Origin of the sequence: Nocardia sienata NBRC 100364 (assembly GCF_001613205.1) — a bacterium.
Lineage (GTDB): Bacteria > Actinomycetota > Actinomycetes > Mycobacteriales > Mycobacteriaceae > Nocardia > Nocardia sienata.
The window spans coordinates 125,930-147,549 of record NZ_BDBX01000033.1; the positions used below are offsets into that span (position 1 = coordinate 125,930).

Consider the following 21,620-nt stretch of genomic DNA (forward strand, 5'->3'; position numbering starts at 1 on the left):
TCACCACTCCACGAGAAGCTGTTTCGGGCCGCGTACCAGCAGACCCGACTTCCACGGGATTTCGTCGAGCGGCAGCGACAGCCGCAATGAGGGGAAGCGTTCCAGCAGCGCCTCCAGTGCGACCTGGAGTTCGACGCGCGCCAGCTGCGCCCCCAGGCAGTGGTGGGCGCCGTAGCCGAAGGCCACGTGTGGATTGCGCTGCCGGGTGAGGTCCAGGTATTCGGGATCATCGAAGATGTTCTCGTCGCGGTTGGCGGACTGGGTGTTCACGAAAACCGAATCCCCGGCCCGCACGGTCACGCCGCTGAGCACCACGTCCTCGGTCGCCACGCGGGGTTGTCCGGCACCGGCGCCGAGCTGCACGTAGCGCAGCAGTTCCTCCACCGCACCCGGGATCAGTTCGGGCTCCGCGCGCAGCAGCTCCCAGTACTCGCGCTGGGTGAGCAGCACATAGGTGAAGTTGGCGATCTGATTGGCGGTGGTCTCATGGCCTGCGATGAGCAAGCCCACACCGAGGTTCACCAGTTCTTGTTCGCTGAGGCGGTCCTCCTCGTCACGGGCGGCGACCAGCGCGCCGAGCAGATCGTCGGTGGGCCGGCGCCGGCGCTCGGCGACCACCTCGGCGAGATAGGTCTCCAGCGAATCCCGGGCGCTCTCGATCTGTTCCCGGGTGTAGGCAGTGGTGGACAGGATCGCGTCGGAGAAGTCGCGGAACCGGTGCTGATCACGCGGCGGCACCCCGAGCATCTCGCAGATCACGGTGACCGGTAACGGCAGCGCGAAACCCTCCACCAGATCGGCGGGCGCACCGGTGTGTCCGAGTGCGGTGAGCAACTCGTCCACTATCTCGCGGGTACGCGGGCGCAATCCGGCGACCCGGCGGCTGGTGAACGCCTTGGCCACCAGTTTCCGCAACCGGCTGTGCTCGGGCGGATCCATGCTCAGCAGCGAATCGGGGCGGACCGGCGCGGGAGTGGCCCGGGGCAGGTTCTCCCGGCCGACGGTCGCCGCGCGGCTGAACCGGGGGTCGGCGAGGACCAGCTTCACATCCTCGTATCGGGTGACCAGCCAGCCTTCCCCACCGTAGGGCAGTTCGACCCGGCAGACAGGCTCTTCACGGCGCAGTTGTGTGAACAGCGGGTCCATCTCGAGACGAACCGGTTCTCCGAAGGGGTACCGACGTACCTCGGTGTTCGCGGTCATAGGTCTCCCTTTCCCGACGCCCGGCGACTCCAGCCAGGTAAGCGATTGCTTACTTAGACAGGGTAAGGGTTTTCGCGAGGTGGCGTCAACGACGCAACGGCCTTACGCCGGAGGGAATCTCGTATCGTTGCGCTCCAGGAGCACTTCCGCAGCCCGCAGTACATGGCCGGCGATCTGGGCCGGATCGGCACTGTGCAGCGGCTCCCGATGCAGGACGGAACGAACCAGCCCGATCCCCAGCAGCCAGGCCAGCAGCAGATCCGCGCGCAACTCCCCGTCACCGCCGTCGGTGAGCGTCGACAGTGCCCGGATGTACTCCTCGCCCAACTCCCGGCGGATCACCGACGCGCCCTCTTCGTGTCCGCTGGAACGCAACGCCGCCTGTAACCAATTACCGGGCGAAACAGTCTCGCTCGGCTCCAGCGCGCGCTCCAGCAACCGCGCCAGCAACGCGTCCACCGGCCCGGCGTCGAGCACCGAACGCCCACGATCGGTCATCGTCGCCCGGAAGAGCTCGTCCTTGTTCCCGAAGTACCGGAAGAGCAGCGCCTGGTTCACCCCCGCCCGGGTGGCGATATCCCGCACAGTGGCGCGCTCGTACCCGCGTTCGGCGAACAGTTCCTGCGCCGCCGTCAGAATCGCGGCCCGCGTGGCCGAGGCATCCCGTCGACGACCCGCCGGTTCGTTCCCGTTGATCATGCACCCTCCGCTCACCTGCCATCCGGAAGAGCAGCGTAAGGCACACCGGATCGGACAAAGCGGGCACCCAGCAGACCCGTATCGAAGCCGGACGATGCTGTCCGCCGGATGTCGGATCGTGGCCCGCAGAGCGCGGCGGTGAACCGTCGGTCCGGGATCCGGGGCGGACCGCCGTCGACGGTCTCCCTGTCGCCCGGGACGCTCTCGGCCGTCCCGGCCCGGCCGCCGCCGAACCGGCGCTTCCTCCGACGCTCATCTCGCCGTCCCCGTAGCGCAACAGCCGGCCTGTGCGGCGCCTTCGACACGGGGAACCGACGTGGCGCGTTCACGCGTGATGCCGGCGGCTCCGTGCACCGGCCAGGACGGCGGCTACCGCCACGAGGCGAGCGCCGACCCGGCCTGCCGGCGCGAACAGGCGATGATGTCGGGACTGCACATCCGATGGCAAGCCGCCGAGGCACGACTCGTCGATAACGACAGGGTCTCGAAGAGCGACGGGGCGCGTCCGGCTCGGTGTACCGGATTCGCGACCGCTTCCTATTCCGGGGCAGTACTGGACGTTCCGTGTGTGCGGCCTTAGGCTCGGATGACCATGCCGGAACTCCTCGGGATCAATCATCTGACGCTGTCCACGACGGACCTGGACCAGCTCGTGGCGTACTACACCGGAGTGCTCGGAGCGAGGCTGTCCTTCGAACGTCCCGCCTCGGGCACCGGCCCCCGTATCGCGATTCTCGATGTCGGGGGCGCCGACCACCTGGCGATCGTCGAGACCACGACCGGTCCGGCCACCGGCCTCGATCCGCTCGGACGGGCCGGATGGGGTCTGCGCCTGGCCACCTACGCCCAGCTGTGCGAGGTCCGGGAACGAATCATGGGTGCCGGGCTGCCGGCCGGACCGATCGAGACGCTGCCCACCCAGTGGACGATGACGGCCCAGGATCCGGACGGTCGCCCGGTCGATATCCGCGCCCACCGTCCCTGAGCAGCGGGCGTCTACACCGCCGCACCGGTCCCGTCCGTGCCTCCATACCGAGCACGGCGCGAATATCAGCGGGCGTGGGATACCGCGATTCCACAATCCAGTAGCGGCGGACCGCCTCACCCGGCAAACCGACCTGCGGCGAACAGTACGGCGGCGGCCGGAAACCAATGCCACTTTATGGATCCCACCGGACACGCACCGGCGCGACCAGGCCGTCCTTCCATACCCTACGGCCGGTGTGGAGTTTCGCGTCGCGATGCGAGAAGGTCACATCGCGCAGCACTCACCGGCCCGGTCCTTCACGCGATCAGCTGCCGAGTGGCTATCCGCGCAGCGCCGATCTGGCCTCCATGAGGGCGAAACCGAGCAGGTTCAGCCCCTTCCACCGCGTGGGGTCCGCCGCACACGGGTCATCCGCCGCCAGCCCGATACCCCAGATCCGGTCCACCGGACTGGCCTCGACCAGAACCCGGTCCCCGGTTTCCAGCAGGAAACGCCGCAACTCTTCGTGCTGACCGAACTTCGCGATATTGCCCGCGACGACGATGCCGAATCGATGCAGGCCCCACAACTCCTCGTCGAAACCGCCGATCCGCCGTCCCAACGCCTTCGCCGCTCCGGGACTGCTCACATCCAGCACCTCCGCGGCGATCGCCCCGTCGTCGAACAGCATCGCTTTGCGCCACATCATGTAATGCTCGGCCGTCGGAAAGACCTCTCCGCCGACTGTGAATTCCGCCGGCCACCACTGGCTGAGGCAACCGGCACCGACAGACCCGTCGCTACGGGGATGATGGCCCCAGAACGGCAGGTACTTCACCCGGCCGCCTTCGGCCACGATATGGATCAACTCACTGACACTCCGCGCCGTCATCCGGTTCACCCTGCCCGAAACACATGGACCGCGCATCCGGCTTTCGATCGGTCGCGGCTGTCGCTGAATGCGGTCTTCGTGCGCTCGAAGAGCACTACCCGGCTGCGCGGTTACGCACCAGCACGGACACCGCCGCCAATTCTCAGGAGGCCCCGACACAGGTCACGGGCGTTTTCACAAGACGCGCAGCGCGGTCACCTTCCAGGGCGTCGTGCTGCCGCGCTCGATACGCCCGGCGAGGACCAGGCGGCGCGGACCGCGCTGATAGGTGGCGACCATCTCCGCCGCGCGCTCCTGCACCTGGAACAACCGCACCGTGCCGGGCACCGCCGACCCGAGGGTCCGGCCGGGGGCGTGATCGCCCGCCACGAGGGCGCCGATGGCGCTGACCAGCCCGGGTGTGCACAGGGCGGTGAGCTGCGCGACCGGGCGCCGGCGGTCGAGTACCTCGAGCAGGATCCGGACCGAGGTCGTGGCGAAGGCCCGGGCACCGGCGGGTTCGGGATTCCGGGACGTATCGTGACCCGCCCGCTGGGCTCGCCGCACACCAGCGGGCGCACTGTGGTTGCGCCGGAGCGTTTTCCGATCCGGACGGGTCGCACAGCCTCGGGCGAGCGACTCCCGGTGCGCATCGCGATCTTCGGCTTCCGTCTCCCCTGTGGCGGAGGCCGTGTCGGAATCCGGCACTGTCGCGAGCCGGCCGCGGGCCGGCTCGGCGACCGCTTCTGCCGGGGACGCCGGTCGCGGGACCGCAGCTGCGGAAGCGGCCGCCTGCGGTCGAGGTGCCACGGCCGGGCCTTCGGCGCACACCCTGCCGGCCTCCGGAGGAGCACCGGCTCGCGCACACGACCGGCGTACCGGCGGCTCGTATCCCGGCACCCGATGGAGTACCGGCCGGAAATCACACATTTCTACGCCCCCCTTTGCGAAACGGATCGCCCCCACGACGTTTCCTTCCGCGACAGCATCGCACCTCCGGTCGTGGCAGTACAGACGGTCATCGGAACTTTCACCGGAATCCCGGTCGAGGCGGCGTGTCCCGGATCGGCCGGTGAGTCGGCGAGTCGTGCGCACGACGCGCGGAATACGGGGGTGTCGGAATCGATTGCTAACTTGAACGCTACCGTTCGTTCGCTTTTCAGATATCGGAGAGTCAGTGCTCGGCCATTCCCACGCCACCAGCGGCGCGCTCGCGTTCGTCACCGCCGCCACCGTCGTTCCGACTCCCGTGATGGAGGTGGTGCAGGGGCCGGTGGAGATCAGCGCGCTCGAACTCGTTCTGGGAGCGTTGATCACGGCAGGCGCGGCATTGCTTCCCGATATCGACCATCCGAACGGCACCATCGCCCAATCACTCGGCCCGGTGAGCAACGCGCTCGCGAAAGGGGTTTCGGTGGTGTCCGGCGGACACCGCAAGGGGACGCATGGATTGCTGTTCATCCTGCTCGCCGGTTGGGCGACCTGGGCCGGAGTGCACCATCTCGGCCGGTATTTCACCTCGGGCATGATCTTCGTGATGCTCGCCTTCGGGGTCCGGGCGCTGCACCTGACGCCGAAGGGCGATTCGCTGCGCGCCTATGGGATGTGCGTGCTACTGGCCGGCGGCGGCACCGTGCTGATGGACCGCTGGCTACCGGACGCGCCCTACTGGCTACCGTTCGCGATCGGGCTGGGGACGCTCATCCATATCGTCGGCGACTGCCTCACCGACCGGGGCTGTCCGCTGCTGTGGCCGCTGAAGCCCCGGCTGGCGGTGCCGATCATCTCCCGGACCGGGAACAAGGTGGAGACCTGGGTACTGACCCCGCTGATGGGCCTGGTCACGGTCGGGTTGCTGTACGTGTACGCGGTGCCCAACTAGGACGTGCGCGAGCAACCCATGGCCACCAAGCGTGTCCTCACCTGCGAATATTGGCTTAGTGTGCGGCTATGACCGAGGCAGCGGAGGACAAATACCTCCCGGAGACCGGGCTGGCGGCCAGACTCAATTGGCTGCGGGCCGGAGTGCTGGGCGCCAATGACGGGATCGTCTCGACCGCGGGGCTCGTGGTGGGGGTCGCGGCCGCGTCGTCGAGTACCGACACGATTCTCACCGCGGGTATCGCGGGCATCAGCGCGGGAGCAATTTCCATGGCGGTCGGCGAGTACGTCTCGGTGAGCACCCAGCGCGATACGGAGAAGGCGCTGCTGGAGCAGGAGAGCCGGGAACTGGCGCAGGATCCGGCCGACGAGCTCGACGAACTCACCGCCATCTACCACGCCAAGGGATTGTCCGCGGAAACCGCGCGGAAGGTGGCCGAGGAACTCACCGCCTACGATGTGTTCGCCGCGCACGCCGAGGCCGAGCTGGGACTGAACCCCGACGAGCTGACCAATCCGTGGCACGCCGCGCTGTCCTCGGCGGTTGCGTTCACCGTCGGCGCGCTGCTACCGCTGCTGGCGATCCTGCTCCCGCCGGAGTCGGCGCGGATACCTGTCACCATGGTCGCGGTCCTGCTGGCGCTGGCGCTCACCGGTTCGATCAGTGCCGGGCTCGGTGGCAGCAGCCGGCCGCGTGCGATGGCCCGGGTGGTGACAGGTGGCGCACTGGCGATGGCGGTCACCTACGGGATCGGCCAGCTCGCGGACGTCACCGGCATCTGATCTGCCGCGAATCCTGCTGCCGGAGAGCTATTTCTGTTAAGTGAACCAGCGGCGAGTCGGATACTTTGCTGTACTTGGCGGGTGAGTTCTCTATTCGCCGTATTGCCCGCGGCCGGGATCGAGTCGGCCGCACAGGCTTACGAGCGTTATCAGGCCCTGGCCGGTGCACCCGAGCCGACGCCGCCGCCGCAACCGGTGGGGGTCGTATGCACGCTGATACACCGTTCCGGCACAGGGTTGCGGGTGTACCGACGTCCGGAAGCCCGCGGGGCACTGCTGGAGGCCACCGTCGATGATCGTTTCGACTGTCTGCGCGCACTGCTGGCCCTCACCGCCGACCGCGACCTGGCCGTGCTCGATGTCGCCACCCGCCGCTTCTACAATCCGCGGGGCGCCGCCCGGGTCCCGGTGACCGCGGGCGATTTCCGGCTGCCCTATCTCACCGAGAGCATCCTCGACGAGATCCTGGAAACCCCGCCGGATCCGCGCGACCCGGCGCTGAAAGTGATCCGCGCGCCCATGTGTCATATCCGGGCGCGCCGATTACCGGAAGGGATATTCGAGCTCGAACATCGCGACCTCGACGCGTTCTTCCAGCTCTACACCGACGACGCGATTTTGGTGCGCAAGACGATCTGGGCCTGGGCGACCGGTGACCCGTGGTGGCAGCAGGCCATCGCCTGGCAACCGATCGACGCCCCGGATCCCAGACGCCGCCGCCCGCCCGAGGACGATATCGATTCCGTCCTGGCCGAACTGCGGCAGATGGCCGAGGAGACCCCTTTCGAACTCGGGGCGCTGGACCTGATCTCGGCCCTGGGCGATGTCGACAACCAGGCCCAGGCCATCCTCGGCCGCGCGAATATCGACGCTCCGGACCAGCCCTGAACTCACCGGTCCGGTTACTTGATCCCTACTCGCAGCCGCACCGAATCGTCGGTGGTGCTCTGCAACGCCTGACCGATCAGGCTACCGATATCGAGTTGCGGTACAGCGCCGTTCAGCGCGTCGGTGAGCGGTACCAGCCCGGGTTGCAGGGCGGCCAGTTCGGGGCCGGCTTCGTCGAGGAACTCGCGCAGGCGCTGCAGCAGCGGGACCAGGCCGTCGTCGCTCAAATACCTCTCCGGTGATCCCTCGGCGCCGGTGAACCTGCCCACCGCTTCGATGAAATCGTCGAGCACTTCGGCGAACCGGGTGAATTCGGCGGCCGCCGCGGAGGTGGCGGGACCGGACCAGTCGCTGTCCGCGGCGGCAGTCTCGAAATTGTCGAGCAGTTCGGCGATACGCGGTTCCCGGGACATGATCGTGGCCGCCAGCAGATCGGCGGCACGGGTGAGTTCGGGCAGCACCGCGTCGGTGCCGTGCAGGGCATCGCGCAGGGTCCGTACCAGCGATCCCATGGTCGCCGGGTCGAGTTGGTTCATGGTCCGGGTGAGCATCCGCGCGGCCTCCGGAATCGACAGCGGGCTGTGTATGTCCTCCGATTCCAGCCGTTGCCCGTCGCGCAGGTACGGGCCCACCCCGGTCTTGGGCGCGAATTGCACATAGGGTTCCCCGAGCGCCGAGAGGTGTTCGACGGTGACGACGCTGTCGGTGGGCAGGCGATGGGAATCGTCCACTCGGAAACCGACTTCCACCCCGTCTGCGACGCGGTCGACGGAGGTCACCCGGCCGACCTCGATACCGGTGAGCAGGACCGGTGCCCCCACTCCGAGCCCGCCGGAATCGTCGAGCACCAGTGAGGCGTTCAGATACTCGGTGAACGGATCCGCACGCACCACCCCGAAGGTCAGATAGCTCGCACCGAGCACGGTGATGGCCGCGATACCGCCCAGCGACGCCAGTGGCCCGATCTTCATCGCACGGCTCCGATCATGCGCAGGGTTTCGATGATCCGGTTCACCTGGTCGTCCGCGGACATATCCTCGGCGTGCACCGAGCGCAGGTTCACCTGGGGCCCGTTCTCCACGAACGGGATGACCTTGTCCCGCAGCAGGGCGACCAGCAGGTTCAGGTTCGAGGGCTGCCGCAGGTCCAGCGGTCCGCCGGTCACCATCGGAATCAGCGCCGCCGCGGCCGCACCGCCGGACTGCGCGAGTGGGGCCAGCCAGGTCAGCGACCCGCCCACCGGGCCCAGCCCACCGAAGATCTCGGTGACCCCGGCGATGGATTCGGTAGCGGCGCTCATCTGCCGGACCGACTCCGGGCGCAGGATATTGTCCAGCTCGTCCTGGATCCCGTGCATCACCTCGGCATTCGACGCGACGCCGTACAGCAGCAGATCCACTTGGTCCAGGTGCGCGGCCAGATCCACCGTATCGGTCGCGAGAACCTGCGCGATCCTCTTTGTCTCCGCCGGATCCTGCGGCAGCACCGAGTTGACGCGGTTGACGATGTCCTGCAACTGCCCCACCGACCCGCTGTTCACGAAGAACGCGATGGCGGCCATGGTGTCCTCGAGCTGCACCGGCGGCCGGGTGCGGTCGCGGGTGATGGTGTCGCCGGGGCGCAGCAGCGTGCCGTATTCGCCGGGCGGGGTGGTCAGCGCGATATGGATATCCCCGAGCACAGTGTTCTGCCGGAGTTCGGCGATCGTGGTGGCCGGTAGCTCGACCGAATCCGCGACCTCGATATCCACGGCCACATATCCCGGACCCGACGCGTCGCCGGGCACGACCTCGACTTTGTCCACATTGCCGACCTGGGCACCGCCCGCGATGACCTTGGCCCGCGCGGGCAGATTCAGCACATTGGTGAATTCGATCCGCAACCGGTAGCTGTCCCCGGCGACCATGGCTCCGGGCACCGGGATCTCGGAGGGATCGAACGCACAGCCCGCGACGCCCAGCGTCGCCGCCAGGCCGAACGCGGCCAGGCCGCGCCGCAGGCGGGTGAGATCCACCGTGATCCGCGCGGTCATCGAGCACCTACCGATCCCAGCACCAGCCGTATCAGATCCAGATCGACCATCCCGTCGGCCGCACCGGCACAGCGGCCGGGCGAGACCGCGTTCACCGCCGCGCACACCTGCTCGGCGTTCGCCTGCGGGACGGCCACCCGCGGGGGCGCGTAGGTGAGTCCGGGTACCCCGCTCACCGGATCGGTGACCGTCCGGAACGCCGAGACCAGCACCGGCGTGGTGCGCACGATATCGCCGAGCGACCCGACATTCGCGCGCAGCAGCTTCACCAGCGGCACCAGGCCGTCGAGCGAGGACATGAGCGGATCGGCCAGGATCACGGTGAGATCGTTGAGGACGGGCAGGATTTCGCCCAGCCCGTCGAACAGCGCGATACCGGGGGTGAGCAGTTCGGTGTGCGCCTGGTTCAGGGTCGGGGCCAGCCGGGTGAGCATCAGTTTCAGATCACCCCAGTGTTCGGCCACCTTGTTGGATACCGAGGCGTAGGCGTCGAAGATGCCGGCCAGGTGGGCGATATCGGCGTCCGGTGATTCCAGGACCCGGCCCAGCTGATCGATCAGATGGTTGATCTGGGGTCCGGTACCGGCGGAGGCCGTGTCGAGCGCGTCCAGCCCACCGGCCAGGGCACCCGGCCGGGTTTCGGTGCCGCCGATCTGATCGGACAGCTCCGCGAGCGCGGTCACGGTCTGGGTCAGGCTCTTCGGAGTGAGGGTCTTGGTCACACACTTGCCCGGATCCCATTCCTCGGTGGTCTTCCCGCTCGACAGCACCGCGAGTTCCCGGTCGGCGACCACCGTGTTGGACACCGTCGTGGCGCCGGAGTCGGCGTAGAGCGGATGGTCGGCGTCGACCTCGAAATCCACCCGCACCTTCGCGCCCTCCGGCGCGATACCGGTCACCGTGCCGACGGCGATTCCCCGCATCGAAACCTGATTGCCCGCATAGAGGCCGATACTGTCCGGCATGAGCGCGCAGTACGCGCGGGTCTGCTTCAGCGGTTCGAACGCGATCACATAGGCCGCCGCCACTGCCAGCACCAGCACCAGCGCCCCGGTGATGGACATGAGCGCCGGCGACCCGAGTAGTTTCCTGACCATCAGCACGCCTTCCCGGGCAGCGGGACACAGACGAGCGCACCGGGATCCAGTGCCGGGGCGGTCACCGTGGTCCCCGACCGGTCGATCCGCACTCCGCCGTCCGGACCGGTCAGCTCGCGCAGTTTCGTGGCCAGGCTCTGCGCCGAAACGATCATCGGCTCCAACTGGTTGCCGTACTCCTGCAAGCGAGGCAGGGCGTCGGCCAGCTGACCGACCTTCGGGCGGAGGGTGTCGTCCCAGGCCGGGGCCAGCGCGCTCACCCGCTGCACCACCGAACTCAGCAGCGCCAGCGCCTGCCGCAATTCGGCGCGTTTGTCCAACAGGACCGTCTCCATGAGATTGACGTTGTCCATCAGACGGCCCAGATCTGTTTTCGCGCCGTCGTACATGGTGACGTACTCGTCCGCGGTCGCGATGGCGTTCGACACCTGGGTGCGCTGGCGTTCGATGGCGTCCAGATAACTGCCGACCGTGTCCAGCACGCTGCGCAGCGATTCCGGCGCGGCGTCGATGGAGGTGTCGAGCGCGGCGAGATTGCGGCGCAGGGTGTCGCCGTCGGTTTCCCGCAGCGGCGTGGTGGCGTCCTGGAAGGTTTCCATCAGGCTGTAGGGCAGCCGGACCCGGTCGGCGGGAATCGGTTTGTCACCCAGTTCTTCGCTACCCGCCGGGAACAGTGCCACATAGTGGCCGCCGACCAGGGTCAGCATCCGGATATCCAGGGAGCTGCGGTCGCCGACGAACACATCCCGGTCCACGGTGAATCGCATGAGCACGCGGTCCGGTCGCAGATCCAGCGATTTCACCTCGCCCACGGGTACCCCGGCCAGGCGGATGTCGTCGCCGGGTTTCACCGACTGGGCCTCGCTGAGTTCGGCGGTGTAGGTCCGCTTGCCCAGCGGCACCACATACAGCGTCCCGACAGCCACCGCCAGCAGCGCCACCGCGCACACGCCGATCAGGCCCAGCCGCAGCTGTTTGCGCAGTTTCGTCGGTTCGTCGGTGATCGGCTGGTCGCGGTCGAACCACCGGACCGGTACCGCCGCCCGCTTCCCGAGCCTCACCCGTTGCATATCGCCACCCGCTGTCCGCCGATCAGTACCCGCACCGGAGCCGGTACCTCGGCCGTGCCCTTACTGCACTCCGGCCGGAACCCCGCCGGCGTCCGGGGGAAGGAGGTGTCCACCGCGGCCAGCAACCCGGGCAGGCGGCCGAAGACATCGACGGCCTGCTGCGGGTCGGGGAACAGGCCGCGGATCATGGCATCGATATCGGGGCCCATCTCCGGGCTCAATCCGGCCGCGGCCAGTAGCCGGTCCACCGGTTCGAGCACCGAAGGCGCGCTGATCGCGAAATCGGCCAGCCCGCCGACATTGCGCTGGAGAGCCTGGAAGATATCGGTGAGCCGGGCCAGCAGCGGCACCAGATGGTAGAGCCGGCCACCCACCCGGTCGGACAGATCCGACATGTTCCGGACGAGGGTGCCGATCACCTGCTGCCGGTCGCCCACGTATTCGCTCAGTGTGCCGATGGCGTCCAGGGCCGGACCGATACCGGCGCCGTCGCCCTCGATCACGGCGAGCAGGCTCTCGGTCAACTGGTTGAGGGCCTCCGGCGAGAGGGTCGCCAGCACCGGCTGCAGGCCGTTGAACAGGCTGGTCACATCGAACGACGGAATGGTCTGTTCCGGGCCGATGGTCGATCCGTCATCGAGCCGGATCCCGGCGTTCGGCTGCTGTTGCAGGTCGATATAGCGCTGGCCGGTGAGGTTCTGGTATCGGATGGCCAGGGTGCTGTTGTCGTAGACCGGGGTGGCGGTGGTGACGGTCAAGCGGACCTTCGCCCGGTCGCCCTCCAGCGTCACGGCCTCCACCTTGCCGACCTGCACACCGAACATCCGGACGTCGTCACCGGTCTTCAGCCCGTTGGCATCGGTGAACAGCGCGTGATGGGTTTCGGTCGCACCGTTCACGGGCCGTTCGATGGCCCCGATCACCAGCGCCAGCACCAGGCCCATCGCCCCGGCGAACAGGGCCAGCCGCCAGGCGGCCCGGCGTGCGGTCATCGCGCACCTCCCAGCTCCACGTCCAGATCGAGCACCGGCCCGTCGGGGCCGTCCTTGAACGCGACACCCAGGCGGGTGAGCAGGGTGCGCAGGTCGGCAGCGGACTGCTGCGGATCCGGAACGGCCAGCGCCAGCAGGTTCAGGGTCGGCGCGAGCATGTCGGTGTACCCGGACAGCTGCCCGGCGCTGTGCGCGGTCGCGGCCAGGCTCGGCAGGATATCGCCGGTGAGCGCCTTGACGCCCGCGTCGTAGTCGGCGCGATCGGTGCGCAGCACATCGATATCGACGATCTGGTCGAGCACCTCGATGGTGGCGCCGGCGAACTGGCCACCGCCCTCGAACGCCGGACCCAGCCGCCCGACCAGCTCGTTCGCCGGCATCGACTGATGGTCGGCGATCACCCGGCCCGCGGTGATCAGCGCCTCGGCCAGCGGGGTGAACGCCTTCACATCGGCGGCCGCCTGCGAGATCACCATCGCCATATCGGGCGTGAACACCGTGTCACCGGTCTGCGAGAGACTACGCAGCAGCGCGCCCATGGTCGCGTCGTACACATCGGCGGCCCGGCGTCCGGTCAGATCGACCACCGCGCCGGATTCCAGCGGCGCGCCGCCCGCGCCCGGCCGCAGTTCGATCTCGCTGATACCGAAGAGGTTGGCGGGCGCGTAGTCGACCAGCATGCTGTCGTCGATCCCGTGCAGGCGGTCGCGCTCCAGGCGCAGCCCGATCTCCTGGGTGCCCCGCCCGACAGGCGCGATATCGGTGACGGAACCGACCTGGACACCGTCGATCCGCACCAGCGCGCCGGCCACGACACCGTCCCCGATCTGTTCGGTCCGTAAGGCGATCCGCAATCCGTCGTCCGCGGTCAGCTCCCGGTACCCGTAACCGGCCAGAGCGAGCACCACCACGAGCGCGACCATCACCGCGCCGACCCGCCGCGCACTGCGCGGGTCGGCGGCGACCCCGGGCATTCCGTACTTCGGCATCTGTCCCTATCCCGTGAAGCTGATCGCCGAGTCGAATCCCCACAGCAGGAGGGTCAGCACCATATCGATGGCGATGATGGCGACGAAACTGGCGCGCACGGCCCGGCCCGAGGCGATACCGACGCCTTCGGGCCCGCCGGTGGCGAAGAAGCCGTAGTAGCTGTGCACACAGATCACCACGGTGCCGAAGACGGCGACCTTCACCGTCGCCGCGACGATGTCGAATCCGGCTATGAACTGGAAGAAGTAGTGGTCGTACACGCCGGCGGACTGGCCGTGCACCAGGGTGATCAGGCCGCGGCAGGCGAAATACGAACCGATCAGCGCGATCAGGAAGGTCGGCACGATGGCGATGGCCCCGGCGATGACCCGGGTGGTCACCACGAACGGTACCGACCGCAGACCCAGTGCCTCGATGGCGTCGATCTCCTCGGAGATCCGCATCGAACCGATCTCCGCGGTGATCCGGCAGCCGGCCTGCGCGGCGAATCCCACCGCGGCGGCGATGGGGGCCAGCTCGCGCGTGGTCGCGAACGCCGAGACGATACCGGTGACCGGCCCCATTCCCAGCATGTCCAGGGTGGCGAACGATTCCACGCCGATCGACGCGCCGATCACCAGACCCAGCACGATCATCATGGGCACGGTCCCACCGCCGACGATCACCGAACCGCGGCCCCAGGTCATATCGGTGATGACGCGCAGGGTTTCGGCCCGATAGCGCTTCAACGCCAGCGGGATCGAGGACAGCACCTGCCAGCAGAACACCACCACGAAGCCGAGCGAATCGACCGCGCCCAGGATCCGGCTGCCGCGCCGGAAGTACCGCGCCAGGAATCCGAGCCCTTTCGGGGCGTAGGAGGTCGCGGCCATCACGCCAGCCTGGTCGGGAGGAACATGGCGGTCACCTGGGTCATGGCCAGATTCACGATGACGATCGACACGACCGACAGCACCACCGCGGCGTTCACCGCGTCGGCGACACCGCGCGGCCCGCCCTTGGCCTCCAGACCGCGCTGGCAGGCGATGATCACCACCAGGAATCCGAAGATGAGTGCCTTGAGCAGCGAAACCCAGACGTCGGCGGCGGTGGTGAAGGAACCGAAGGTCGCCCAGTAGGAACCGGGCGTCACACCCTGCCCGCCGATCGCGACCAGGTATCCGGCGATGACACCGACGAAGATCACCAGAATATTGAGCAGCGGCGCGACCAGCAGCATCGCCACCATCCGGGGAATCACCAGCCGGTGCACCGGGCTGATACCCATGGTGTGCAGGGCGTCGATCTCCTCGCGGATCGTGCGGGCGCCGAGGTCGGCCGCGATGGCCGCGGCCCCCGCGCCGCCGAGCAGGAATCCGGTGGCCATGGGCGCGCCCTGTTTGATGACGCCGAGGCCGCCGGTGGCGCCGAGCAGCGAATCGGCGCCGAGGTTGTGGATGAGATTGCCGACCTGTACCGACACGATCACCCCGAACGGGATCGCCATCAGGATCGCCGGGAAGGCGGTGACCGTGACCAGCCGCCATGCCTGGATCAGCATCTCTTGCCACTGGAACCGGCCGCGCACCACATCCGACGCCGCGCCGGTGACCGATTCCCGGGCCATACCGACCGCGCGGCCGAAGGTGCGCAGCGAGGAAACAATGGTGCCCGAGAAATTCTGCTGGACGATTTCTCGCGCGGAGGGTTTTCGCGAGAGTTCGGCGGAATCGGATCGGGCCACGGAATCGATCGCCGCGGTATGGCGCTCGGAGTTCATGGCCGAGATCCAGGTACCGCTCTCGCGGGACGGATTGTTGCGGAATTCATGCGTGTGATCTCTCCGGTCCGGCATCGATGCCAACGGAGAGGAAGCTAATCGTTACGCGCGGTGACGGACAAATCCGCGAGGGTGTGACAGTGAACACGACAAAGCGGCCGCGCACATCAATTTCTGGAGATGACGCGACCGGTCACAAGAATATTCACATTGAATTAGAACGCGTTTCATCGAACGAACCGTGCGGTGCGCACGAATATTCGCGAATATTCTCAGCCGTCCAAATCGACACGGATCGTCAGCAGATCGGTACCCATGGCCCGTACCGCGGCACTGTTGCCACGCGGTAGCGAAGACAACCTGCGAACCGGGTCGTCGTCGGGCAGCAGGTGCGCGGTGCCGGGCAGCCATTCACCACGCAACCGCACCCGGACCCGGTTGTCCGCGCGGATATTGCGCACATAATCCGAGCGGTCACCGAACTCGGAGACGAACCAGAACTCGTTACCGGTCCGCCGGCCGCCGACCGGCACGACCCGGGGCGCTCCGCTGACCCGGCCCGTGGTCTCCAGCAGCTGCTGCGCCGACCGTTTCCGGTTCAGCGGATTGGCCACATGCCGCTGCACTGTGGTGACGATGCGATGTTTCATACGTCGCCTGTCGATCATGTGGCGACGGTAACACCGGCGCCCCCGACGCGCCCGTAAGGCGCCCGGCCGAAGCAATCGTCGGATCATTCGACCGGAGCACGCGCCATGGGCGACAATTCCCCCGTGCGAACTCAGTTCACCAACGAGCTCGTCGCGTTGACAGCGGATCTGACACAGATGTGCCGTATCACCCATGAAGCGGCCGAACGTGTGACCGATGCCGTCGTCGGGGCCGACCTCGCCGCGACCTACGAGGTCTTCGCCCTCGACGAACGACTGCAGGCCATGTACGGCGCCTGCGAAGCGCGCACCGTCGTGCTCCTGGCGCTACAGGCACCGGTCGCGCGCGATCTACGCCATGTGGTGACCGCGATCCAGATCGCCGGTGAACTGTCCCGGATCGGCCGGCTGTTCAGCCGGGTGGCCGATCAGGTGTACCAAGCCCACCCGGACCCCATCGCCGGACCGCCGATCCTCGACGTACTGGCACAGATGGCCGGCCTCACCGCCGAATGCACCGCCCGGGCCCAGCGCGCCGTCACCCGCGGCCGGCACACGCCCGCCGAGGACACAGGGGCCGACACCATGCAGACACTGAACCAGAAACTGCACAACGCGTTGGCCTCGACCGGGGACGCCGCCACCGAGACCACGATCACGCTGGCCCTCGTCGGTCACAAACTGGCCCGGACCCTGGACCACACCGAACGCATAGAACGATTGATCCATTTCCTGGATACCGGTGTCCCGCCGACCGCCCAGATCCGCACCGACGACGCGGACGCCGATATCGCCGAATAACGCCGCAGCCCCTCGCCCGCGCCCGCTCGCTCCCAATCATGGGAATTCCCTATGCTTTTCATCTGACGGCGGATCGGTGTACACCCGGAGCCGGAATACCGGCCCACTGCGGCCACTACAGCTTCATATCGAGAACCGGCCGGATCGCATCCGGCCCCCTGAACGTCACGGCGAGCGCACCGGTGCGGAAAGACCTCGGGTCTCCCCCTCATCAAGCCCCGCGGTGCGTCGCGACCGCCGGTCCGGACAACCGGCCCGCGACTCGCGCCGGATACAGCGCCCTCGCTCGTGACACGCCCACCCCCGAGTCGGCGCCGGCACGGCGACTCGGGGGTGGTGCCCTTCCGGAGGAAGGAATACCCCGCTCCCCCATCGGGTACTCCCGCTCAGGTATGCCGAATATCACACCGGACAGTAACTTTCGGTTAGCTGACCGGCCGGTAGCTTGACGCTCGGCACATCCCGGTACCTCGGCAAGGAATCTCGTTGAAGCGCACAGCAAATGAACACCAAGCGGGCATCGCGCCCCTCTCCCATCGATTCGCGGAGGTCCGGCGATGAACTCGCTGCTTTCTGCCCTGCCCGCCCCGGCCCGCAGGTTCGCCGCCCTTGTCGTGCCCGTGCTGATAGCGATAGCCCTGGTCGCGGGTTTTCTGCTGCAGGGCTGTGCACCCAGCCCGACCGACCCCGCCGCCGGCGCCGCGAAATCGGTTGCCGGTACCGCCGCCGAGATACGGTCCGCGCTCGACAAGCTGCCGGTGAAGGCCGAGGTCGGGATGGCCGGATACAGCCGGGAGAAGTTCCCGCACTGGGACAACAACGAACCCGAACACGGTTTCGGTCCGGAGTTCGCCCAATACCTCAAATGCACCACCCGCGAGGTCATGATGCTGCGCGATGCCACCGGCGAGGTGAGCCTCGATCCGAAGACCTGCGATCTGAAGATCGGTAAGGACGGCGGCTGGCAGGACGCCTACGGCGTCATGGACAGCAAGACCGGGAAGCTCAAGCCGTACAAGTTCATCGTCGAGGCCAAGAGTGTCGACGCCGAGCACATCGTGCCCCTCGCCGAGGCCTGGCGTTCGGGGGCCAAGGACCTCGACACCGACACCCGGCGCCGGATCGCCAACGACGCGCTGAACCTCATCGCCTCAGATCCGTCGGCCAACCGTTCCAAGGGCGACCAGGACGCGGCGCACTACCTGCCGCCGGGAAGCTTCCGGTGTGGCTATGTCTCGCATTACGTCCAGGTCAAGTTAAAGTACGGCCTGAGTGTTGACCCAGAGGAACAGACCGCACTGCGCACCGCGGTGGACGACTGCGTCGAACGGGGTGAGTTCAAATAGCCGAAGTCATCGAGTTACCCGCCTCGGCATCGGTGATGACCCGGGAAGCCGGCACCATCTCCGGCGATCTCGACATCACCGTCGATCCCGAGGGCTTCGGCCTCGTCCGCTACCGGGAGACCGAGGACTGGTACGCGATCGGCAATCTGGACGACGACGAGCCGCGGACCTGGAAATCGGTCGCGGAACTCGAGGAAGCGATAGTGAAGGGCATCGGGGCACGCGACGCCGCGGGAAACACGATCCCCTTCGAATGCTGACGACCGGCCGGACGGCCCGGCGGCGAGCCACCCTCGCCGCCGGGCCGTTCGGCTACCGGGCCGAGGCCGGGGTGCGGAGCACCGGCTCGTCCCAGGCGATCCGGTAGCGCTGCTCGATGGCGACCGTCTTCTCCGGTTTCATCACCGTGCGCGCCAGGACGGGCATCAGCCACTGCATCATCCTGCGGGCCACCGGTCCGGGCGTCTTACTGTGATTGATCCTGGCCGCGCGGGCTGCCACACCTTCCACCCGGGCACGGCGCAAGGTCTCGTAGGCCGTGAACGCTTCGGCCGGTTCGGGGATGTCCCGCAGGCACCGAGCCAGTTCGATCGCACTCTCGATCGCCAGCGACGCACCCTGGCCGGAACTGTTCGACGGCGCGTGCACCGCGTCGCCCACCAGTACCATTCGCCCCCGGTGCCAGTGCGGAACCGGCGGCATGGTGTGCAACGCGCCCACGGTCTCCAGCTGGTCGGCGGTGGTGGCCCGGGCCAGTTGCCCGCCCGGCGTGTCGTCGCCGTAGGTCTCGCGCAGCACTTCCAGCCAATGCTCGGCGGGTATCCGGCGCGCGTCGGTGAGCGAGAGGTATTCCTTGCTGGGCAGGTTCGCCCCCCAGCCGACCCGGCCGGGACCGACGCTCCAGTACAGGTAGTAGGCCCGCGAACCGTAGGCGAAAACTATAGTGCCGGGTTCGATATCGACCGCGCAGTCCACGGTCGCGCCGAAACCGAGCATCCCGGTGTATTCGGGGCCCGGTGCCGCCGGATCGATCAGCCCCCGGACGGTGGAGCGGATTCCGTCCGCGCCGATGAGCACATCGGCGGTGGCGGTACTCCCGTCGGTGAACCGGGCGAGCACGCCGTCGGCGGTCTGCTCCGCCGAGGCCAACCGCTTGCCGAATTCGACCGGCACCCCGGCGGCCACCGCCCGCTCGTGCAGGGTGCGGTGTAGTTCGCCACGATCGACCAGTTGCAGCGGCGGCTGATCACCCAGCACGGGCATGTCCAGCAGCTTTGCGCCGACCGACAGCGCCATCCGCGGGATGGGTACGGCGATATCGCGGACCGCGTCCCCGGCTCCGATCACATCCAGAGCGGCGACACCGTTCGGCGCCAGGGCGAGGCCGCTGCCGATCGTGTACGCGGGGCTCGGATAGGCCTCGTAGACGCGGGCATCGATACCCGCTTTGTGCAGTGCGGTGGCCACCACGGGCCCCGCGATTCCGCCGCCGATCACCAGGGCGGTCGCTGTTGCGGACATGGGAGTACTCCTCGGGAGTTCGAATCGACGCCGCCGACCCGCGGCGGCACGGTCCGCGAACCTCGCGGTCCGGACCGTTTCCTTGCCGAACCACCCCGGCGTCCACCCACCCGGTTATCCTGTGTTCTGCCAAACTCGTGGCCGGGTGTGCGTGCGCGCGGGCACGGTCCGAGACGGTGATCCGAGCTCGATGGTGGTGTTGCCGCACCTCCATCGGGCCCGGTTGGTTCACTGATCCGTCGTGCTATCAGCCCCCTCCACGTAGGCGCGAGCGCGCGCGCTGTCCACACCCGGTCCGTTCCGGTGCCAGGCCCGCCATTCCGCCAGATCGGGAAAAGTTCCCTCGACCAGCTCGGTGCGCAACGCCCTGGTCCACTCCGCTTCGGCCTCGAGCACGGCGAGCCCGTACTCGGATTCGATCAGGAACAGCCGGGGCAAGGTGTCGGCGAGCTCGGCGAACTCGGCGCGCACCTGCGCGATCTGCTCGTCGAGCACGGCCAGCCGGCGGCCCAGCAGCTCGGCCACGTCCTCCGGCGGCAGCACCGCCAGAATCGACAGGCCCGCGACGAACCGGCCGCGTTCGGGTTCCGGTTCCGCGATCAGCTCCCGGGTCCAGTCCACGAGTTCGCGACGTCCGGCGGCGGTGATCCGATAGATCACCCGCTCCGGCCGCGCCCCCGCACGCTCACTGCCCACCACCTCGAGAAAACCGGCCTTCGCCAGATTCTGCACAACCGTGTACAGCGACCCCCATTTGATATCGAGGTCCCGGTCTTTGCCGTATTCACGCAGCCGGGCCGCGATCTGATACCGGTGCATGGCTTCGTCCTGCATCACCGCGAGCACCGCGAGGGCCAGCAGATTGCCGACCTTGCGTTTCTTCGCCATACACCCTCCTTACTCGCCTACGAATATACGTTGACGAGTATATGGGCGGCAAGAGATCGATCCCGGTTTCCCTGTCAACCGGGCTATGTGACGCCTTCGCCGTCGAGACCGAGCGCGGCCCGTCGGGGAGGGGCCGGTCGCTACGAAGTCTCCACCGTGTCGGCGACCAGGGATGCGGGCGCCGCCAGCCGCCACGAATCCAGGACTATGTCGCGCATTTCGTCCAGATCGTCCAGCGCCGCGAGCCGTACCCGGACCCACGGGTTGTTCGCCTCGTGCCCGGCGATCCAGAATTTGCCCGGTTCGGCCTGCACCAGTTCGTCGCGGTCGACGACCGGGCAGCGCACCGCCATCGAGGTCTCGTCCTCGGGCAGGGTGAGGAACAGCCGGCGCTCCACCTTGAATACCGGCATACCCCAGGCGAACTCTTCGGTCGTGGCCGGGAGGGCCAGGGCATAGGAGCGGACATCGTCCCCGGTGGCGGTCATGACCGTGATTCTGCCCGTCGCCGGTGACAAGTTCACCCGCCGTGGGACCGTTCGCACACCTCGGAGTCGGCTTCCGCGGCAGCCGAAGATCGTGGGCTCGCCCTCAGGCGCCGGCCCTGACCACGGCCCCGGAGAGCTCCACCCCTGCCCGGTTCAGTTCGTCCAGAGCTTTCTCGATGGCCTCCGGTGCGACGCCGGCGGTGAGACCGAGCAGGATCCGCGTGGTGAAACCGGCGGCGACGGCATCCAGTGCGGTCGCCCGGACACAGTGGTCGGTGGCGATACCGGCGACGTCGACCGCGCCGATATCGCGGGCCCGTAACCACTCGGTGAGGGTTTCCCCGGCCGTCGACGCGCCCTCGAATCCCGAGTAGGCGGCCGAATACTCACCCTTGGAGAAGACCTCCTGCACCGCGGCGGTATCGAATTGCGGAGGGAAATCGGCCCCCGGGGTGCCGACCCGGCAGTGCGGCGGCCAGCTGTCCACATAGTCGGGTGTCTCGGAGAAATGGGCGCCCGGATCGATGTGGTAATCGCGCGTGGCCACCACCGCGTCGTATCGGTTCTCCGCCAGATATTCGCTGATCAACTCCGCGACGCGGGCGCCACCGGATACGGCCAGCGCTCCGCCCTCGCAGAAATCGTTCTGCACATCCACCACGATCAGCGCGCGTTTCATAGTTTCAGTCTCCTC

24 protein-coding genes are annotated in these 21,620 nt (G+C 67.8%); 7 read left to right on the plus strand and 17 right to left on the minus strand.

Annotated elements, in window-relative coordinates; translation table 11 throughout:
• Positions 1 to 1,203: a cytochrome P450 gene (locus NS4_RS18670; protein WP_063060800.1), complete on the minus strand. Its 1,203-nt coding sequence runs from the start codon at positions 1,201 to 1,203 to the stop codon at positions 1 to 3.
• Between the two features lie 102 nt (positions 1,204 to 1,305).
• Positions 1,306 to 1,902, minus strand: coding sequence for a TetR/AcrR family transcriptional regulator (locus tag NS4_RS18675; RefSeq protein ID WP_063060801.1), 597 nt, complete (start codon positions 1,900 to 1,902; stop codon positions 1,306 to 1,308).
• A gap of 592 nt (positions 1,903 to 2,494) precedes the next feature.
• Between NS4_RS18675 and NS4_RS18685 the strand changes: the two genes are divergently transcribed.
• Complete coding sequence (locus tag NS4_RS18685; protein ID WP_063060855.1) at positions 2,495 to 2,887, plus strand: VOC family protein; 393 nt, start codon at positions 2,495 to 2,497, stop codon at positions 2,885 to 2,887.
• 322 nt (positions 2,888 to 3,209) lie between these two features.
• Here the strand turns inward: NS4_RS18685 and ybiA are convergent, their stop codons facing one another.
• Positions 3,210 to 3,761, minus strand: a complete 552-nt coding sequence (gene ybiA, locus NS4_RS18690) for a riboflavin biosynthesis intermediates N-glycosidase (protein ID WP_084487493.1) — start codon at positions 3,759 to 3,761, stop codon at positions 3,210 to 3,212.
• A 174-nt stretch (positions 3,762 to 3,935) separates the two neighbouring features.
• Positions 3,936 to 4,307 carry an Rv3235 family protein gene (locus tag NS4_RS18695; protein WP_157106113.1) on the minus strand — a complete coding sequence of 124 codons (372 nt, stop codon included), beginning with the start codon at positions 4,305 to 4,307 and terminating at the stop codon, positions 3,936 to 3,938.
• A 610-nt stretch (positions 4,308 to 4,917) separates the two neighbouring features.
• Between NS4_RS18695 and NS4_RS18700 the strand changes: the two genes are divergently transcribed.
• From NS4_RS18700 to NS4_RS18710, 3 genes are all read left to right on the plus strand, one after another.
• Complete coding sequence (locus tag NS4_RS18700; RefSeq protein ID WP_063060805.1) at positions 4,918 to 5,622, plus strand: metal-dependent hydrolase; 705 nt, start codon at positions 4,918 to 4,920, stop codon at positions 5,620 to 5,622.
• 68 nt (positions 5,623 to 5,690) lie between these two features.
• On the plus strand, positions 5,691 to 6,404 hold the full coding sequence (locus tag NS4_RS18705; protein WP_063060806.1) for a VIT1/CCC1 transporter family protein: 714 nt from the start codon (positions 5,691 to 5,693) through the stop codon (positions 6,402 to 6,404).
• An 81-nt stretch (positions 6,405 to 6,485) separates the two neighbouring features.
• Positions 6,486 to 7,292: a hypothetical protein gene (locus tag NS4_RS18710; protein ID WP_063060807.1), complete on the plus strand. Its 807-nt coding sequence runs from the start codon at positions 6,486 to 6,488 to the stop codon at positions 7,290 to 7,292.
• Positions 7,293 to 7,306: 14 nt separating this feature from the next.
• Here NS4_RS18710 and NS4_RS18715 read toward each other — a convergent pair whose 3' ends face one another.
• From NS4_RS18715 to NS4_RS18755, 9 genes are all read right to left on the minus strand, one after another.
• Entirely contained in the window at positions 7,307 to 8,263 is a 957-nt protein-coding gene (locus NS4_RS18715; RefSeq protein WP_063060808.1) for an MlaD family protein, read from the minus strand.
• Positions 8,260 to 9,324, minus strand: coding sequence for an MlaD family protein (locus tag NS4_RS18720; protein WP_063060809.1), 1,065 nt, complete (start codon positions 9,322 to 9,324; stop codon positions 8,260 to 8,262). The genes NS4_RS18715 and NS4_RS18720 overlap by 4 nt, the downstream gene beginning before the upstream one ends.
• Positions 9,321 to 10,421 (minus strand): MlaD family protein, encoded by a 1,101-nt coding sequence (locus NS4_RS18725; protein WP_063060856.1) that lies wholly within the window; start codon positions 10,419 to 10,421, stop codon positions 9,321 to 9,323. Before NS4_RS18725 ends, NS4_RS18720 begins: the two co-directional genes overlap by 4 nt.
• A complete protein-coding gene (locus tag NS4_RS18730; protein ID WP_063060810.1) occupies positions 10,421 to 11,491 on the minus strand; it encodes an MCE family protein in 1,071 nt (356 codons plus the stop codon). Before NS4_RS18730 ends, NS4_RS18725 begins: the two co-directional genes overlap by 1 nt.
• Positions 11,479 to 12,483: an MlaD family protein gene (locus NS4_RS18735; RefSeq protein WP_063060811.1), complete on the minus strand. Its 1,005-nt coding sequence runs from the start codon at positions 12,481 to 12,483 to the stop codon at positions 11,479 to 11,481. The genes NS4_RS18730 and NS4_RS18735 overlap by 13 nt, the downstream gene beginning before the upstream one ends.
• Positions 12,480 to 13,472 carry an MlaD family protein gene (locus NS4_RS18740; RefSeq protein WP_063060812.1) on the minus strand — a complete coding sequence of 331 codons (993 nt, stop codon included), beginning with the start codon at positions 13,470 to 13,472 and terminating at the stop codon, positions 12,480 to 12,482. The genes NS4_RS18735 and NS4_RS18740 overlap by 4 nt, the downstream gene beginning before the upstream one ends.
• Before the next feature lie 6 nt (positions 13,473 to 13,478).
• The gene (locus tag NS4_RS18745; RefSeq protein WP_063060813.1) at positions 13,479 to 14,345 is read right to left on the minus strand and encodes an MlaE family ABC transporter permease; all 867 of its coding nucleotides are present in this window, start codon (positions 14,343 to 14,345) and stop codon (positions 13,479 to 13,481) included.
• Positions 14,345 to 15,232 carry an MlaE family ABC transporter permease gene (locus tag NS4_RS18750; protein ID WP_063060857.1) on the minus strand — a complete coding sequence of 296 codons (888 nt, stop codon included), beginning with the start codon at positions 15,230 to 15,232 and terminating at the stop codon, positions 14,345 to 14,347. Before NS4_RS18750 ends, NS4_RS18745 begins: the two co-directional genes overlap by 1 nt.
• A gap of 272 nt (positions 15,233 to 15,504) precedes the next feature.
• On the minus strand, positions 15,505 to 15,900 hold the full coding sequence (locus NS4_RS18755) for a nitroreductase/quinone reductase family protein (protein WP_063060814.1): 396 nt from the start codon (positions 15,898 to 15,900) through the stop codon (positions 15,505 to 15,507).
• Positions 15,901 to 16,005: 105 nt separating this feature from the next.
• Here NS4_RS18755 and NS4_RS18760 point away from each other — a divergent pair, with 105 nt between their 5' ends.
• The 3 genes from NS4_RS18760 to NS4_RS18770 all read left to right on the plus strand — a co-directional run bounded on the left by NS4_RS18760 (position 16,006) and on the right by NS4_RS18770 (position 18,289).
• Entirely contained in the window at positions 16,006 to 16,683 is a 678-nt protein-coding gene (locus NS4_RS18760; RefSeq protein WP_245665521.1) for a phosphate signaling complex PhoU family protein, read from the plus strand.
• Positions 16,684 to 17,240: 557 nt separating this feature from the next.
• Complete coding sequence (locus tag NS4_RS18765) at positions 17,241 to 18,029, plus strand: HNH endonuclease family protein (protein WP_063060816.1); 789 nt, start codon at positions 17,241 to 17,243, stop codon at positions 18,027 to 18,029.
• 35 nt (positions 18,030 to 18,064) lie between these two features.
• Complete coding sequence (locus NS4_RS18770; protein ID WP_169811777.1) at positions 18,065 to 18,289, plus strand: hypothetical protein; 225 nt, start codon at positions 18,065 to 18,067, stop codon at positions 18,287 to 18,289.
• Positions 18,290 to 18,341: 52 nt separating this feature from the next.
• On the opposite strand, the gene NS4_RS18775 is transcribed toward NS4_RS18770, so the two are convergent.
• The 4 genes from NS4_RS18775 to NS4_RS18790 form a co-directional block, all read right to left on the minus strand.
• Positions 18,342 to 19,550 (minus strand): FAD-dependent monooxygenase, encoded by a 1,209-nt coding sequence (locus tag NS4_RS18775; protein ID WP_063060818.1) that lies wholly within the window; start codon positions 19,548 to 19,550, stop codon positions 18,342 to 18,344.
• 228 nt (positions 19,551 to 19,778) lie between these two features.
• Complete coding sequence (locus tag NS4_RS18780) at positions 19,779 to 20,438, minus strand: PadR family transcriptional regulator (protein ID WP_063060819.1); 660 nt, start codon at positions 20,436 to 20,438, stop codon at positions 19,779 to 19,781.
• A gap of 140 nt (positions 20,439 to 20,578) precedes the next feature.
• Complete coding sequence (locus NS4_RS18785) at positions 20,579 to 20,926, minus strand: MmcQ/YjbR family DNA-binding protein (RefSeq protein WP_063060820.1); 348 nt, start codon at positions 20,924 to 20,926, stop codon at positions 20,579 to 20,581.
• A 103-nt stretch (positions 20,927 to 21,029) separates the two neighbouring features.
• Entirely contained in the window at positions 21,030 to 21,605 is a 576-nt protein-coding gene (locus NS4_RS18790; RefSeq protein WP_063060821.1) for an isochorismatase family protein, read from the minus strand.
• Positions 21,606 to 21,620: the final 15 nt, after the last annotated feature.

What these genes read in the sequence shown, in the direction of transcription:
- NS4_RS18670 (WP_063060800.1), bottom strand. Translation starts at nt 1,203, where the DNA reads ATGACCGCGAACACCGAGGTACGTCGGTACCCCTTCGGAGAACCGGTT.
- NS4_RS18675 (WP_063060801.1), bottom strand. Translation starts at nt 1,902, where the DNA reads ATGATCAACGGGAACGAACCGGCGGGTCGTCGACGGGATGCCTCGGCC.
- NS4_RS18685 (WP_063060855.1), top strand. Translation starts at nt 2,495, where the DNA reads ATGCCGGAACTCCTCGGGATCAATCATCTGACGCTGTCCACGACGGAC.
- ybiA (WP_084487493.1), bottom strand. Translation starts at nt 3,761, where the DNA reads ATGACGGCGCGGAGTGTCAGTGAGTTGATCCATATCGTGGCCGAAGGC.
- NS4_RS18705 (WP_063060806.1), top strand. Translation starts at nt 5,691, where the DNA reads ATGACCGAGGCAGCGGAGGACAAATACCTCCCGGAGACCGGGCTGGCG.
- NS4_RS18715 (WP_063060808.1), bottom strand. Translation starts at nt 8,263, where the DNA reads ATGAAGATCGGGCCACTGGCGTCGCTGGGCGGTATCGCGGCCATCACC.
- NS4_RS18720 (WP_063060809.1), bottom strand. Translation starts at nt 9,324, where the DNA reads ATGACCGCGCGGATCACGGTGGATCTCACCCGCCTGCGGCGCGGCCTG.
- NS4_RS18725 (WP_063060856.1), bottom strand. Translation starts at nt 10,421, where the DNA reads ATGGTCAGGAAACTACTCGGGTCGCCGGCGCTCATGTCCATCACCGGG.
- NS4_RS18730 (WP_063060810.1), bottom strand. Translation starts at nt 11,491, where the DNA reads ATGCAACGGGTGAGGCTCGGGAAGCGGGCGGCGGTACCGGTCCGGTGG.
- NS4_RS18735 (WP_063060811.1), bottom strand. Translation starts at nt 12,483, where the DNA reads ATGACCGCACGCCGGGCCGCCTGGCGGCTGGCCCTGTTCGCCGGGGCG.
- NS4_RS18740 (WP_063060812.1), bottom strand. Translation starts at nt 13,472, where the DNA reads ATGCCGAAGTACGGAATGCCCGGGGTCGCCGCCGACCCGCGCAGTGCG.
- NS4_RS18745 (WP_063060813.1), bottom strand. Translation starts at nt 14,345, where the DNA reads ATGGCCGCGACCTCCTACGCCCCGAAAGGGCTCGGATTCCTGGCGCGG.
- NS4_RS18750 (WP_063060857.1), bottom strand. Translation starts at nt 15,232, where the DNA reads ATGAACTCCGAGCGCCATACCGCGGCGATCGATTCCGTGGCCCGATCC.
- NS4_RS18755 (WP_063060814.1), bottom strand. Translation starts at nt 15,900, where the DNA reads ATGATCGACAGGCGACGTATGAAACATCGCATCGTCACCACAGTGCAG.
- NS4_RS18765 (WP_063060816.1), top strand. Translation starts at nt 17,241, where the DNA reads ATGAACTCGCTGCTTTCTGCCCTGCCCGCCCCGGCCCGCAGGTTCGCC.
- NS4_RS18770 (WP_169811777.1), top strand. Translation starts at nt 18,065, where the DNA reads ATGACCCGGGAAGCCGGCACCATCTCCGGCGATCTCGACATCACCGTC.
- NS4_RS18775 (WP_063060818.1), bottom strand. Translation starts at nt 19,550, where the DNA reads ATGTCCGCAACAGCGACCGCCCTGGTGATCGGCGGCGGAATCGCGGGG.
- NS4_RS18780 (WP_063060819.1), bottom strand. Translation starts at nt 20,438, where the DNA reads ATGGCGAAGAAACGCAAGGTCGGCAATCTGCTGGCCCTCGCGGTGCTC.
- NS4_RS18785 (WP_063060820.1), bottom strand. Translation starts at nt 20,926, where the DNA reads ATGACCGCCACCGGGGACGATGTCCGCTCCTATGCCCTGGCCCTCCCG.
- NS4_RS18790 (WP_063060821.1), bottom strand. Translation starts at nt 21,605, where the DNA reads ATGAAACGCGCGCTGATCGTGGTGGATGTGCAGAACGATTTCTGCGAG.